Annotated in this window: 14 protein-coding genes; 8 read left to right on the top strand and 6 right to left on the bottom strand. The window is 64.8% G+C overall.

The annotated features are described in order from the left end of the window. Positions 1-10 precede the first annotated feature (10 nt). Entirely contained in the window at positions 11-676 is a 666-nt protein-coding gene (locus GJV26_RS05120) for a YiaD family glycine zipper/OmpA-like lipoprotein (protein ID WP_155712261.1), read from the top strand. A 16-nt stretch (positions 677-692) separates the two neighbouring features. Further along, complete coding sequence (locus GJV26_RS05125; protein WP_173346153.1) at positions 693-1,268, top strand: DUF3617 domain-containing protein; 576 nt, start codon at positions 693-695, stop codon at positions 1,266-1,268. A gap of 154 nt (positions 1,269-1,422) precedes the next feature. Here GJV26_RS05125 and GJV26_RS05130 read toward each other — a convergent pair whose 3' ends face one another. Next, positions 1,423-2,505, bottom strand: coding sequence for a porin (locus tag GJV26_RS05130; RefSeq protein WP_155707883.1), 1,083 nt, complete (start codon positions 2,503-2,505; stop codon positions 1,423-1,425). 348 nt (positions 2,506-2,853) lie between these two features. Here GJV26_RS05130 and GJV26_RS05135 point away from each other — a divergent pair, with 348 nt between their 5' ends. Both GJV26_RS05135 and cls read left to right on the top strand, forming a co-directional pair. Further along, a complete protein-coding gene (locus GJV26_RS05135) occupies positions 2,854-4,884 on the top strand; it encodes a site-specific recombinase (protein ID WP_155707884.1) in 2,031 nt (676 codons plus the stop codon). Continuing rightward, complete coding sequence (gene cls, locus GJV26_RS05140) at positions 4,881-6,269, top strand: cardiolipin synthase (protein WP_155707885.1); 1,389 nt, start codon at positions 4,881-4,883, stop codon at positions 6,267-6,269. Before GJV26_RS05135 ends, cls begins: the two co-directional genes overlap by 4 nt. Before the next feature lie 164 nt (positions 6,270-6,433). On the opposite strand, the gene GJV26_RS05145 is transcribed toward cls, so the two are convergent. The 3 genes from GJV26_RS05145 to GJV26_RS05155 are packed head-to-tail and all read right to left on the bottom strand — an operon-like array spanning position 6,434 to position 8,994. Then, on the bottom strand, positions 6,434-7,312 hold the full coding sequence (locus GJV26_RS05145; protein WP_155707886.1) for a metallophosphoesterase family protein: 879 nt from the start codon (positions 7,310-7,312) through the stop codon (positions 6,434-6,436). Between the two features lie 9 nt (positions 7,313-7,321). Then, the gene (locus tag GJV26_RS05150; protein ID WP_155707887.1) at positions 7,322-8,230 is read right to left on the bottom strand and encodes a diacylglycerol/lipid kinase family protein; all 909 of its coding nucleotides are present in this window, start codon (positions 8,228-8,230) and stop codon (positions 7,322-7,324) included. Then, positions 8,230-8,994 (bottom strand): phosphatase PAP2 family protein, encoded by a 765-nt coding sequence (locus GJV26_RS05155; RefSeq protein WP_155707888.1) that lies wholly within the window; start codon positions 8,992-8,994, stop codon positions 8,230-8,232. Before GJV26_RS05155 ends, GJV26_RS05150 begins: the two co-directional genes overlap by 1 nt. A 219-nt stretch (positions 8,995-9,213) precedes the next feature. Between GJV26_RS05155 and GJV26_RS05160 the strand changes: the two genes are divergently transcribed. Then, positions 9,214-9,465 (top strand): hypothetical protein, encoded by a 252-nt coding sequence (locus GJV26_RS05160; protein ID WP_229419178.1) that lies wholly within the window; start codon positions 9,214-9,216, stop codon positions 9,463-9,465. A gap of 315 nt (positions 9,466-9,780) precedes the next feature. On the opposite strand, the gene GJV26_RS05165 is transcribed toward GJV26_RS05160, so the two are convergent. Together GJV26_RS05165 and GJV26_RS05170 are read right to left on the bottom strand one after the other, a co-directional pair. Then, entirely contained in the window at positions 9,781-10,482 is a 702-nt protein-coding gene (locus tag GJV26_RS05165; RefSeq protein WP_155707889.1) for a hypothetical protein, read from the bottom strand. A 241-nt stretch (positions 10,483-10,723) separates the two neighbouring features. Beyond that, entirely contained in the window at positions 10,724-11,308 is a 585-nt protein-coding gene (locus tag GJV26_RS05170) for a hypothetical protein (protein WP_155707890.1), read from the bottom strand. Between the two features lie 116 nt (positions 11,309-11,424). On the opposite strand from GJV26_RS05170, the gene GJV26_RS05175 reads away from it, so the two are divergent. The 3 genes from GJV26_RS05175 (at position 11,425) to GJV26_RS05185 (ending at position 13,750) form a co-directional block, all read left to right on the top strand. Further along, complete coding sequence (locus GJV26_RS05175) at positions 11,425-12,816, top strand: MgtC/SapB family protein (RefSeq protein WP_155707891.1); 1,392 nt, start codon at positions 11,425-11,427, stop codon at positions 12,814-12,816. Positions 12,817-12,957: 141 nt separating this feature from the next. Further along, positions 12,958-13,170, top strand: coding sequence for a hypothetical protein (locus GJV26_RS05180; RefSeq protein ID WP_155707892.1), 213 nt, complete (start codon positions 12,958-12,960; stop codon positions 13,168-13,170). A gap of 193 nt (positions 13,171-13,363) precedes the next feature. Continuing rightward, the gene (locus GJV26_RS05185) at positions 13,364-13,750 is read left to right on the top strand and encodes a hypothetical protein (RefSeq protein WP_155707893.1); all 387 of its coding nucleotides are present in this window, start codon (positions 13,364-13,366) and stop codon (positions 13,748-13,750) included. Positions 13,751-13,777: the final 27 nt, after the last annotated feature.

Consider the following 13,777-nt stretch of genomic DNA (forward strand, 5'->3'; position numbering starts at 1 on the left):
TTCCCAATCAATGCGCAAGACCATGGCCATGACGGTGGCCGCGGCAATGACCCTGGCTGCCACCGGCTGCGCCGACATGTCCGCCACCCAACGCGGTACCGCGACCGGTGCCGGCGTCGGTGCCGGCCTGGGCGCGATCCTTGGCGCCGCAACGGGCCCCGGCGGCGGCAACCGCGCGGCGGGCGGCGCCGTGCTGGGCGCCGCCGCCGGTGCCGTGGTCGGCAACATCTGGTCGAAACGGATGGAAAGCCAGAAACAGGCCATGGAACAGGCCACCGCGGGCACCGGCGTGCAGGTCTCGCAGACCGCCGACAACCGGCTGCGGATGGAAATCCCCAGCGACATCTCGTTCGATACCAACCGTGCCGACATCAAGGATAACTTCCGCCCGATCCTGGAACGCTTCGCTACCACGCTGAAAGAGAATCCTGCCACGACCGTGACGATCATCGGCCACACGGACAGTACCGGCTCCGATTCGATCAACCAGCCGCTGTCCGTGGAGCGCGCTTCGCACACCCGCGACTACCTTGCCTCGCGCGGCGTTTCGCCAACGCGCGTGGTGGTGGAAGGCCGTGGCTCACGCGAACCGATCGCATCGAATGACGACAACTCGGGCCGCGCCCGCAATCGCCGCGTGGAAATCTACGTGGCCGAACCCGCACCGCGTTCCTGACCTCCGGAGGCCGACCATGCCGTTGCCACGCCTGCTTCCCGCCTGTACCACGCTCCTTGCCGTCGCCATGTCGGTTGCCACCCCGCTCGCCTGTGCGCAGGCGCCAGGCGGCGCGGCCCTGAAGCCGGGACTGTGGGAAATGACCAGCAAGGTCGCTGCCGCCACGCCGGAAACGATGCAGGCGCTGGCGCTGGCGCAGCAGCAGATGGCCACGCTTCAGCCGGACCAGCGGCGTGCCATCGACCAGATGCTGGCCCAGCATGGCGTGAAGATGGAACTGGCCGAAGGTGGCGGCGTCAAGGTTAACTTCTGCCTGACCAGGGAACAGGCTGCGAACCCGCGGCTGCCATCCGGCCAGCCGGGACAGTGCAGCAACACGCAAACGCCGGTCCCCGGCGGCATGAACATCGCGTTCAAGTGCAGCAAGCCGCAGTCGTCCGGCACCGGACAGGTGATCTTCGACGGCGACAGCGGCTACTCGATGCGGATGAATGTCGACAGCACGCTGCAGGGCCAGGCTCAGCAGATGACCGTGGAAAGCACGGGACGCTGGCTCGCGTCCGACTGCGGCGGCACGCCGCCGGTGCGGTAACGGGCACCCTGCCCCGAAAAAAATCCGGCGCTGGTTGCGCCGGATTTTTTTGCCCTGGCGTTCGGCTGCCCTGGCGTTCTCCCCTGGTGGTCCGGTATGCGGCATCGGTCTTTCCGCTTTCGCGGCCGACACGGCCCTTTCCCGGTACCGTGCCTCAAAACGCGTGCCGCAGCCCCACGTTGATCGCGTTGCGCCCCTTGCCCTGCTCGCTGAAATTGCCCACCGTGTAGGGCGCGCCGTTGTGATCCTTGATCTTCGCATAGGCGGCATAGAACGCGGTGCGCTTCGACATCGCGTAGGTCATGCCCACGGCCACCTGGTCGGCATCCTGGTTGGCCAGCGTGCGGTCGTCTTTCCGTATGTACGACACCATGTACGTGGCCGCGCCGGACGAATACGACACGCCGGCCAGCGCATCGTTGCTGCGCGTGGAAGGCGACGCCAGCACCAGCGCGCCGTAGGGATTGTCCTGGTCCCACGGCGAGCTGCCCACGCCCTTGTTGACAGCATATGCCGCATACACGGTGGCCGACTTCGAGACATGCATGTTGGCGGCGATCAGCGAGTTGCGGGCCGACAGGTCGACCGGCGCCGTGGCGCCCGCGGCCTGCAGCATGTTGTTCTTGCGCTGGTGGGCGGCGCGCAGCGAGAACAGGCCACCCTGGTAGCCGATCGTGGCGCCATAGGCGCGGTTGCGCGACGTGCTGAATGCCGATTCGCCGAAGCTGTAGATTGCGCTGGCGGAAAAGCCGCGGATCACGCTGGAGCGGTATTTGATCGAGTTGTCCGAACGCCTGCCGCCATTGCCGATCAGGTTCGTGGCCGTGCCGGCGGTGCCGCCGTGGAACGGGTCCGCCACTTCCATCAGCGTTTCGTAGCCCACATCGTATTGCCGCCCCACCGTGAGCGCGCCCCAGCGGTTCGCCAGCCCCACGTAGGCCTGGCTGCCGAACAGCCGGCCGCCCTGGTCGGACTGGCCGGTATCGTTGCGCACGCCCGCTTCGAGCGTGAACACGGCGCGCGTATCGTTGCCGAGGCTTTCCTGGCCGGAAAAACCCAGTACCGAGCCGGTGGAAACGCCCGGTGAAATCTTGGTGCTCGGGCAGTCGCCGTTCGGGCAGTCATGCTCGGATACGGCGCCGGCATCGAGCACGCCGTATATGCGGATCGACGAAGGTTCCTGTGCCAGCGCTGCCAGTGGAACGAGGCAGGCAAGTGCGATCAACTTGGTGTTCATGATGCGTCTCTAGGTCAGGTCAGTTACCCGGGCACGTACCGTTCAGGGTACAAAACCAGGTACAACAACCGATTGGCTCGGCCCCGCCACCTTGCGTGCTTTTCCTAAAGCTTGCTGCCAGCATATCGCTGTCATGTTGCGATTTCTGTGCGGCGACTCACAAAAAGAAAACCATGTACTAAACATATACCTCATCGGTGGAAGTGTGAACAAAAAACTGCCGCGCACTGCTAATTTATTTGCAGAAATTGTTTCCATGCATATTTGGGCGGGAATCCCTTAGTTCGCTGGCGTACAGACTACGTATGGTTGAGCGGTATACTGCGGTCTTTCCTTCCGAATTGCCCCATGCTTGCCATCCTCGACAGCATTGACGAACACACCAAGGGGGTGGCCGCACTAGTCGCGCTCGTTGCCCAGCTGCGCCCGCGCCGCCGTGGCAATTTCATCCGTGCCGCCGCCAACGTCCGCACGCTGACCCAGCTGCTGCGCGGCAACCCCGAACACGCGCGTCAGTTGCGCGCCTATGTGTTGCGCCTGCTGAACGCGCGGCGTCATACCAGCCTCTACACCGAAGTCGGGGTACTGTCGAACGACGGGTTCTTCTCCGAACTGAAGCGCCGTATCGCCTACCGTATCCTGCCGCCCGCGCTGGGCGACGAGTACCTGGCGGACCTGCTCGACCAGGTATTCTACCGGCAGACCGACTGGCAATGGATCAGCGCGGTGCCGGCGCTGGACTGGATGGACCTGTTCGACACGCTGTTCCACCGCCGCGACCGCGCGGTGATGCTGCCCGGCATGCTGGAAGCGATCCGCACCCTCTCCTACCGCGTGGCGGCGATCGGGCTGGAACCGAAGCTGACCAATTTCCATACCGAGATGGAACAGTTCGAATCGCCGTTCCTGGTGCAGAACCGCGAAGTGCTGCACTACCTGGACGGCTACACGCGCATGGCGGCCGGCGAGCAGGTCGCGCTGGACGATGCGCGGCACCTGCTGGTGATGCTCGACCAGTGCGACACCGTGATCGCCCGCATCCGCCGCAAGGCGCTGGTACAGGGCACCTCGATCGCGCTGACGTACCTTCTGGTGACGCTGGCGCAGAGCATCGACCGGATGCGCAAGCTGCTGTTCCTGGTCGACGTGTCCGGCGAACTGCCCGATACCTACGGGAGCGCGCTGCCCGCGGATACCACCCCGCTGCGGGCACCGGCGGCGCGCGATGCGCAGCTGCGCGCGGCCACGCTGTCGCTGTCGCTCGAACTGATCGAGGCGCACAACAACAAGTACACGGTGAGGGATCTGCTCGGCGACAATATCCATCTGCTGGCCCGCAACGTGACGGAAAACGCCAGCCGTACGGGCGAGCACTACGTCGCGGAGAACCGCGGCGCGCTGGTCGGCATGTTCCTGTCCGCCGCCGGCGCCGGCGTGATCGTCGGCTTCATGGCGTTGTTCAAGATCCTGCTGGGCACGCTGCGCGCGGCGCCGCTGGTGGAAGCATTCCTGTTCTCGATGAACTATTCGCTGGGTTTCGTGCTGATCCACCTGCTGCACTTCACGGTGGCCACCAAGCAGCCGGCGATGACGGCCTCGCACATCGCGGCCAGTCTGCAAAGCCCGGATGGCCGCCACGTGGACCTGGACAGCCTGGCCGAGCTGATCAACAAGGTATTCCGCACCCAGGTCACGGCGGTGCTGGGCAATATCGCCACCGTCCTGCCGATGGCCTGGTTTATCGCCTGGGCCTGGATGCAGTTCAGCGGACATCACCTGGTTTCCCCGGGCAAGGCGATGCACCTGCTGAGCGACATCGACCCGATCCATACGCCGGCGCTGTTCTATGCCGCCATTGCCGGCGTGTGCCTGTTCCTGGCCGGCCTGGTTTCCGGTTACTACGACAACCAGGCGCTGTACACCCGCTGGGGCCGCCGTGTGGAACAACTGCGCGGACTCAACGCCCTGCTGGGTCGCGAGCGCACGAAGCGCCTCGGCCGCTACCTGGAGCACAACCTGGGCAGCCTGATGGGCAATTTCATCTTCGGCATCATGCTCGGCATGGCCAGCGCGCTGGGCCTGCTGCTGGGCTTACCGATCGACATTCGCCACGTAACGTTCTCTTCCGCCAATTTTGCGACAGCCATGGTCGCGTTGGATTATAAGGTTAGCTGGCAATTGGTCGTAACATCCGTTACGGGTTTCCTGGCCATCGGGGCGGTCAACCTGCTGGTCAGTTTCGGTCTTGCGCTATGGGTGGCGCTGCGCGCGCGCCGCATCCCGTTCGAGCACGGCTTCCTGCTGCTGCGCGCGCTGGGCAGGCGCCTGCGCAAGTCGCCGGTGGACTTTTTCTTTGGATCGAAGGAGGGCAGCAAATGAACTGTACGAAACCCCGCCACTGGCTGGCCGTGATCCTGGCCGGATGGTGCCTGGTGGCGTGCGCGTCGCTGCCGGCCGTCGACCCGGACAAGACCAAGGCCGAAGCCGCGGCCGTGCCCGCCGTCAAGTCGGCCAACGGCACGCTGTCGGAAAGCCGTACCAAGGCACTGCTGGCCAAGCGGTGGTCGAAGAACACGCTCGACCTGAAAGCCCAGGCGGCGCTCGAGGAAGCCGCCACCGGCGTGCCCCTGATTGCCGGCAACCAGGTCAAGCTGCTGTTCGACGGCCCCGTCACGATGGCCGAGATGATGAAGGCCATCGAGGGCGCGAAGAACAACATCAACTTCGAGACCTACATCTTCGACCAGGATGAACTAGGCGACAAGTTCGCCGACCTGCTGATCGCCAAGCAGAAGGCCGGCGTGACCGTCAACATCATCTACGACAGCGTAGGCACGCTGATGGTGCCGCAGGCGTTCTTCGACCGCATGCGCGCCGCCGGCATTCACCTGGTCGCCTACAACCCGGTGAACCCCGCCAAGGTGCGCGGCAATGGCTGGAAGGTGAACAACCGCGACCACCGCAAGATGCTGATCGTCGATGGCAGGACCGGCTTCACCGGCGGCATCAACATCAGCGATACCTATTCGAAGAGCTCGCCGTTCCGCTCGAAGACCAAGCCGCGCGACGCGAAGGACGTGGGCTGGCGCGATACCCATGTGCGCATCGAGGGCCCGGCCGTGCACGCGATGCAGTGGCTGTTCATCCGGCACTGGACCGAGCAGGACGCGGACGACCTGCGCGAGGCCGACTACTTCCCCGCCCCGGTCATCGCCGGCGACAAGCTGATGCGCGTGCTTGGCAGCGAGCCGGGCGGCCGGTACGAGATCTACAAGGCAATGCTGCTGGCGATCCAGGAAGCGAAAAAGTCGATCCACATCACGTGCGCCTACTTCGTGCCGGACGAGCAGACGCTGCAGGCGCTGACCGATGCCGCCAAACGGGGCGTGCAGGTGAAGATCGTGCTGCCCAGTGTCTCCGACAGCGGCATGGTGTTCCACGCCGGCCGTGCGTTCTACGACCGGCTGCTGGCGGCCGGCGTGCAGATCTTCGAGCTGAAACTGGCCGTGCTGCACGCGAAGACGATGGTGATCGATGGCGTGTGGTCCACCGTGGGCTCGGCGAACATGGACCGCCGCAGCTTCCAGCACAACGCCGAAGTGAATGTGATCGTGCTCGGCGACAGCTTCGGCAAGGAAATGGAAAGCGCGTTCCGCGACGACGTCAAGAACTCGAAGGTCGTCACGCTGCAGGCCTGGCGCGACCGGCCGGTGGTGACGCGCATGAAGGAGTGGGCGTCGAAGGTATGGGATTACTGGCTGTAACAAAATCCGGACGCGAATGCAGGAACGGAAGTCATGGTGTCTGACACTCTTTCCGGGAGCTTCATCCGGAAAAGGTGCCAGACACCGGTTTTCGGGATCCTCATCCGGAAGAAGTGCCGGAGACCGGTTCCCGGCCCCGCCATCGGCGGCCCCCGAACGCCGCTCTAGCCCGTCAACCCCTGCGGCGCCACCGTCTCGTTGCTGGTGATCGCTTCCGGCATGTCCGGCGTGGTGCCGAGCGGCTGCCAGGTATTGCCGTCGCGGCGGAACACTTCGATCGTGGCCACTTCGAACTTCGCCGTGTCATCCTTCCAGCTGTAGCGCTCGACCTGGATCTCGTCGCCGTCGATGCGCAGCACGTTGAACGAGTTCGACTCCCCTCTTTCCCGCGTGGACGTGGCCGTGCCGGCCTGCACGATCAGCGCGGAATAACCGGCGATCTTGTAGCGCCGCGCGCTGTTGCCCGAGTGGCTGGCATGCAGGTGCCCGGCCAGCAGCAGGTCGACGCCGCATTTCGAGAACGCTTCCATCGCCATCGGCGCGCGATCGACGAGATCGTCCTCGTCGAACTGTTCCGGCAAATCGAACGGATGGTGCGTGACGACGATGCGCGTCAGGTTCGGGTCCACCCTGGCCAGGCGCTCCTGCAGCCGATCTACTTGCTCGCGGTTCACGCGGCCATCCTTGATCGTCAGCGAACGCGCGGTATTGAGACCCATCACGGCGATTTCGTCGTCCACGTATTCCGGCGCCAGGTCCGGCGTGATATAGCGGCGGTACTTGGTCAACGGCGTGAGGAACCGTGCGGCCACGTTATACAGCGGAATGTCGTGATTGCCCGGCACCACGATCTGCGGCCCGGGCAGCGTGTCGAGCCAGGCCCGCGCGGCCTTGAACTGTTCGCTGCGGGCACGTTGCGTGAGATCGCCGGAAACGACCACCACGTGGGGCTGCACCGCCTCGATCGTGGCGCGCAGCGGGGCCAGCAGCCTGTCGTCGACGCGGCCGAAATGAATGTCCGATAAATGCACGAGGGTTCGCATGCTTGCTCCTTATTCTTGAATCGGCACCTTGTCCGGCACGATCACCGTCAGCGCCCCCGGGCGTGAACGGTAGTCGAGCGGCGGCGCCATCAGCGACACTTCGCCATCGGTAGCGACGCGCACCAGTTTGCGCCAGCTGTGGATCGTCAGATCCTCGGCCAGCAGCACGTCGAAATCGCGTGCCTCGGCCAGCCGGCCCAGCAGCGCGTGACCCGCCAGCCGCGCCAGGCCCAGCCGGGTGGGCCGCTGCGCGACATACAGGCTCAGCTGTCCGCCGTCGAGCCGCGTGCGCTCGCCGATGTTGAGGCCTTCCATTGTGTAGGCATTATTGCCGATGAAGACGAATGGGGTGCGCCGCGCATGCTCGTCCCCGTTCACGCGCAGGCGCAGGCTGAGGAATGGATAGCGGTGCAATGCCGCCAGGCTGGCCCAGCAGAATGCCAGCCACTTGCCGCGGCCGAGCCGGCGCTGCTGTTTTTCGCGGTCGCGCACGATGTCCGGATACAACCCCAGGCTGGAATTGTTCAGGAAGATCCGGCCGTTCACCTCGCCCACGTCGACGGCCACGGGCCGGCCGTGGGCAATGTTGGCGATCGCATCGTCCAGCGCCAGCGGAATGCCCAGGTCCTTGGCGAAATGGTTCAGCGTGCCCAATGGCAACACACCGAACGCGGCCGGGCTGTCGACCAGTACCGACGCCACGGCGTTCATCGTGCCGTCGCCGCCGCCGGCCACCACGATCCGGATGCCGTCGTCGACCGCCTCGCGCGCCACGCCGATCATTTCCTCGCCACTGCCGGCCAGCGTCACCTCCGCATCCAGCCCGACGGCGACGAACTTTTCGCGCAGCGATGCCGCCAGGTCGCCGCCATGGCCCTGTCCCGCACCGGCATTCACGATGACGGCGATCGGCGTCATCACTGATCCTTGCGCGCCGCGCGGCGCCGCCGCAGCGTCGATACCGCGGTGATGCACACCGCCAGCCAGCCGGCACTCTCGGCCATCGCCGCCAGCACATCGGACACGTAATGCGCGCCCAGGTAGACCCGGCTGAATGCCACCAGCGCGACCATCACCGCGGCGAACACCATGACGGCGAGGCGGCGTCGCCAGCTCGGCGACGTGGTCACGATGTAGCAGGCGATGAAACCATAGAACAGCGTGGCGGCGGCCGTATGGCCGCTCGGGAAGCTGTAGGTACCGAGCGTGAGCAGCGGCTCTTCGAACGCCGGCCGCGGCCGCGCGTAGGTCAGTTTCAGCAGCACGTTCAGCAGCATGCCTCCCGGCACCGCGATCACGGTCGCCAGCAGCCAGTACGGCGCCTTCCTGCGCCAGAACCACAGTGCCAGCAGGCTCGATGCGATCGACATGCCGACAATGCCGTGGGCATGCGTAAAGCCCATCATTATCGTGGTCAGCGGCTCGAACGCATGGGTGTTGAACCATTGGGCCACATGGACATCAAAACGGGCGATGTCGTCGTTTTCACCAACGGCCTCGGCTATTTCTTGGAACACTGATACGGCGGCCACCAGCAGCACCATTCCTGCCGTCAGGTGCAGCCCCAGTTCGCCGCCCGGCGTCAGGCGCGCCTGCAGGAAGCGGAGCAGCTTCGGCAACCAGTCCGGGGGCAACGTCCGACGCAGTTTCTGGCGCAGCTTCGAATATGCGATCCGGCTCATCGGTTTCGCTCGAATACAACGTGGAAAGAAAATACCTGTTTTTTCATACAGCCCTGTGTTTTTGTACAGTAGTTATGTTAAGCTTCTATCCAGTAGGCAGTGTTCTGGAAGCACCAATCTGGAAGCACCAAGCGGGAAGCACCGAATGAAAATATCTGGTCTGCTGCCGGTTACTGCAAGCTCATCGTTCACCCCATCCTTTTTTGATAAGGAATCGTCATGGCCACCATCAATACCGACATGGATCCTCGCCGTCTCCCATCGCGTTTCGAATCGCGCTTCGGGCTCGAGTACGCCCCAACGTCTTTCCTGGTGCGTTTCGGCAAGCGCGAAATGCTGGTGTGCCGCGACTTCCGCAAGCGTTTTTATCCGGTCAACCCGATCATCGAATGCGATACCGGCGTGCAGCCGGGGCATATCGAGATCCTGCTGTTCGGCCGCTGGTTGCTGATCTTGTCGAAAGCACAGTAATCCATCTGTGCAGTGTCGCACAATGGCTCGACTGTGCGACGTACCGTTCACGGCGGACGTGACCCGCGCGGCTGCGGCAGGCACGATGGCGGCGGCTCCCTCTTCACCCGCCGCCATCGCAGTGCAGCAGTCCGCAACCGGTGCAGATGCCGGGGGTCACGTCCCGGCGTGAATTGGCCGGCGCCACGAGCGCCCGTATGCGGGAAAGTGATTTACAAGCCTGGAATGATTTACGAGCCTGGAATGATTTGCAAGCCTGGACTGCCCTGGCGCAGTCGCCAGGCAGGTTTGCCGCCACGGTGGTGCAGCAGGCAGCTACGCCTGGACTGGCGTAACGACACGTTTCGCGACGCTCTGGCTGGCATCGCGCTGCGATTCCGGCCCGGACGGCATGTCGGTCGCCACGCCGGGCGGCAGTGCGGTTGCCGGCCCATTTGCCGGCCCGACTACACCGTCGACAACTTCGTCCATCGCAGCCTCGGGCGCGCTGTCCACGACGGTCCCGGATGCCCGTTCCGCCTCTTCCATCTCTCGCAGCAGCGACAGCGCACGCGTATCGTGCATTTCAATGGCACGTTGCAGCGTTGTGGCGGTCATGAAGGATTCATCGGCCACGGCCATGAACGTTTCCTGCGTATGCTCCAGGAACCGGGACTTGAAGCCGGTGCTGCGGAACATGCCGCCGACGTCCACGCACAGCTCGCGCAACAGCAGCAGCGTGCGCTTGGTCGATTCGATATCGTTGCGCATGCCCCCATCCATGTCGATCAGCTCGGTACGTGCGCTTTCATGTTGGGCGAGTTCCGTGATCGTTTCCAGCCAGCGCGCAATGCGCTCGGCGATGCGCGTGATGCGGGCGGTTTTCCCCCGCATCATGAGGCAGTAATGCATGCACAGCAGCCACACGGGCACGCGGGCGAGAGAGGTGGGCAAGCCGGCGTTGCGCAGCCACGCTTCGGCACGTTTGAACCGGCGCAGCATGCCGCCGATGCTGGCTAACAGCGGGTCTTGACGCATAGAAAATCCCCCTAACGGAAGGCAACGCACGTTGCGTTGCGCAATACTCCGCAGTATAGGCAGAGCGCACATGCTCGCGCTCAGCAGGAGATTTGACGCATCTTAAAAGTCACGGATAAAAACGTGCGCGTTTGTTCATTTGCGAAGCACGCGCGCTAAAAACTTGTCCGGAAAACAAAAGGCGCCAGGCGAGCCAGCCGTGATCGAACCGGCAAGCCTGCACTGGCGCCGCCTTCCAGGTTCAACCCTTGTTGCCGCCGTCCTTGCCCAGCGAGCGCGCCACGGCGTCGGCCAGCTTGTCGCCATGCGGACCTTTCGCGGCGTCCTCCATGCTGCCCACTCGGCGTGCCTGGTCCGACTGCTGGTCGAAGCTGACTTCCTCGGCCACGTCGAAGCGGCCATCCGTTTCGCCGCCGGCAGGCAACAAGCCTTCGGAGCGCGATCCGGCATCGCGCTGGGCATTGCCCGGCGTGGCCGATCCGTTCGAACCGGACTGCGCGTTGCCGCCGCCGCCCTGCTGCCCGCTGCCCTGGTTGCCCTGCTGTCCATTGCCCATGTGCCTGTCATCGGCACGGCTGTCCTGGTCGCGGGTTGTCGCGGCCTCGCCCCGCTGTGCCGGGCTGGCGCCCAGTCCGGGGCCGCCGACCGAGTCGTCGAGCCCGCTGCCCATCGATTTGCCTGCGCCTTCCGGCGGCGGCGAGTTGTAGTCGGCGCCGTGCGGTACCGCGTCGCCCACGATTTTCTTCACGTCCTCCGGCGGCACGGTATCGGGCAGGTGGGTGTGGATCGGCGGCTGGTCGGGCCTTTGCTTGTCGTCGTTCTGCATGATGCCTCCCTGTTATACGAATATTCATCTTAGCCGAACGGATTTTTTCGCAGCACAGCATTGCCGCGTCACAAAATGTGTGGGCAGCACGGCCCGTTCGGCGTTACAGTCGGCTCATGAGTTTGCTAACCGCGTTGCCGGCCGCTCCAGCGGTGATTCACCCCGTGACGGACTGGCCCTACCTCGAGATGCTGACCCGCTTTGCGCTGGCGCTGGCGCTTGGCCTGTTGATCGGCCTCGAGCGGGAGCGGCGCAAGAAGGAAGCCGGCCTGCGCACATTCGGCTTCATCGCCGTGCTGGGCGCGGTCGGCGCTTCGCTCGGCGACACCTATGCCTACATCGTGCTGTGCCTGACGGGCCTGCTGACGGTCTTCCTGAACCTGCAGGACATGCGCACCCATGAAGGTACCGAGCTGACCACATCCGCCGCGATGCTGGTCACCTGCGTTGCCGGCATCATGTGCGGCAAGGGCCACACGCTGACGCCGGCCGCGATCATGGTCTCCTCGACCGCGCTGCTGGCATGGAAGGATATCCTGCAAGGTATCTCGATCGGGCTGACGGAGCGCGAGCTGCGATCCGCGCTGCTGCTGGCGATCCTGGCGATCGTGATCTACCCCGCCCTGCCAACGGGGAGCATCGGCCCGATGGGCCTGATCCAGCCGCGCGCGGCGTGGGCCACCGTGATCCTCATTGCCGGCATCGGTTTCGTCAACTACGTGCTGTGGAAGGCATTCGGCGCGCGCGGCGTGACCATTGCCGGCTTCCTCGGCGGGCTGGTGAACAGCAGCGTTACCGTCAACGAGCTCGCTTCGCGCGTCAGCGCGGTAGGCGCCGTGGCAGCCGCGGCTTACCGCGGCATCCTGCTGGCCACCGTGGCGATGGTGATGCGCAACATGGTGATCCTCGCGCTGCTGGCACCGGCCGTGGCGGTGGCGGGCATCGGCGCGTTCGGCGCGATGCTGGCGGCCACCGCGTTCTTCGTGTTCGTACGGCGCCACCCGGCCGAACCGGATACGGCGCCCGATACCGAAACACAGGAGAACCAGATCGTGCTGCCGTTCTCGCTGTGGAGCGCGCTGAAATACGGCCTGATCTTCCTGGTGCTGCACATCGTGGGCGTGCTGACGCAGAAGTATTTCGGCAACGTGGGTTTTTATGTCGTAAGCCTGATGGGCGGCGCGGTCTCGAGCGCCAGCGCGGTGGCGGCGGCGGCGAGCCTGGCGGCCGAGGGCAAGCTGGCGCTGGATGTGGCCGCCACCGGCGCGATCCTCGCCTCGCTGGCCAGCGTGGCGATCAACCTCCCCTTCGTGCTTCGGGTGCCGAACCGGCGCTTCGTGCTGTCGATCGCGGTGGCGATGGGCGTCATTGCCGGCGTCGGACTGGCCGGGCTGCTGCTGGGCGAACCGCTGGCCCGGTTCGTCACGGATCACCTGCCCGGCCTGACAAGCCTCCAGCCGGGATCGCCGATGCCGGCCAGTCATACCGCCGGCCTGGCACAGCCTTGAGATGCCGCCGGTTCGTTGCGGGCCGGGCCAGAGCGGTGCCGGCCTGGAAGGGATGGGCTGACGACGGGTATCACAATGACGGCATCGCCGGGATTTGTCCGGCGGCCCTCACCCGTGTAAGCTGGCGCCTGGAGGTAAAGCATGCAAAATGAACGCCGCACCCTGCCGAACGAACCGGTGGCCGAAGCCGTCGACGCCACCGTCGAACTGATGCCGAACATCAGCCGCTACCAGGCCGCGCTGGTGATGGCGCGCGATGGCGTGCCGCCACGCGTGATCCGACGCGTCCTGGATGAGCCGGCACAGCGGCGGGCCACCGACAAGATCGATCAACCAGACAAGCCGTCGACCTGATATTGCGGCAACGAGCGAGCGTCGGCCTTGCCGGACTTGCCGGCTGAACTTTCCAGCCGCGCCCGCGGCCACGCGGCATGCGCCGCGCGTTCGCACCCGTCTCGAAAATATTAATTTTGTGACAATTGAATACATTTCCTTCCGCCGCGGCGTTGCATAATTCGCCACCTCGATAAACGCAGATGGAAATGACATGAGAACACTCATCCTGCTCGCCCTGTGCGGTACCCTGGCGGCCTGTGCCGCACGCTCCACGGTCAAGCTGGCCGATCCGCAAGCCGTGAAACTGGCGGCCCATTCCGGCCAGGTTTGCCTGCTGCGCTCGCCGCTGCCCGCAAATACCAAATTCAAGGTCGTCGGCGACATCAACAGCTCGAAACGTACGTATGGCAGCGTCAGCGAACTGCTTCCCCTGATGGCCGCCGACGCCCGTGCCATCGGCGCGGACACGATCATCAACCTGAACACGGGGCAGAAAATGGGGGCATGGGCATGGGCGCGTCCGGTCGGTACCGGGACCGCGGTGAAGCTCGAAAGCGGCTCCTTCGACTGCGCTTCCGCCGGCGGCGAGCTGCGCTGACAGACGGTCCGCCAGAAACCACCCGCG

It is taken from the genome of Pseudoduganella dura, assembly GCF_009727155.1.
GTDB lineage: Bacteria > Pseudomonadota > Gammaproteobacteria > Burkholderiales > Burkholderiaceae_D > Rugamonas > Rugamonas dura.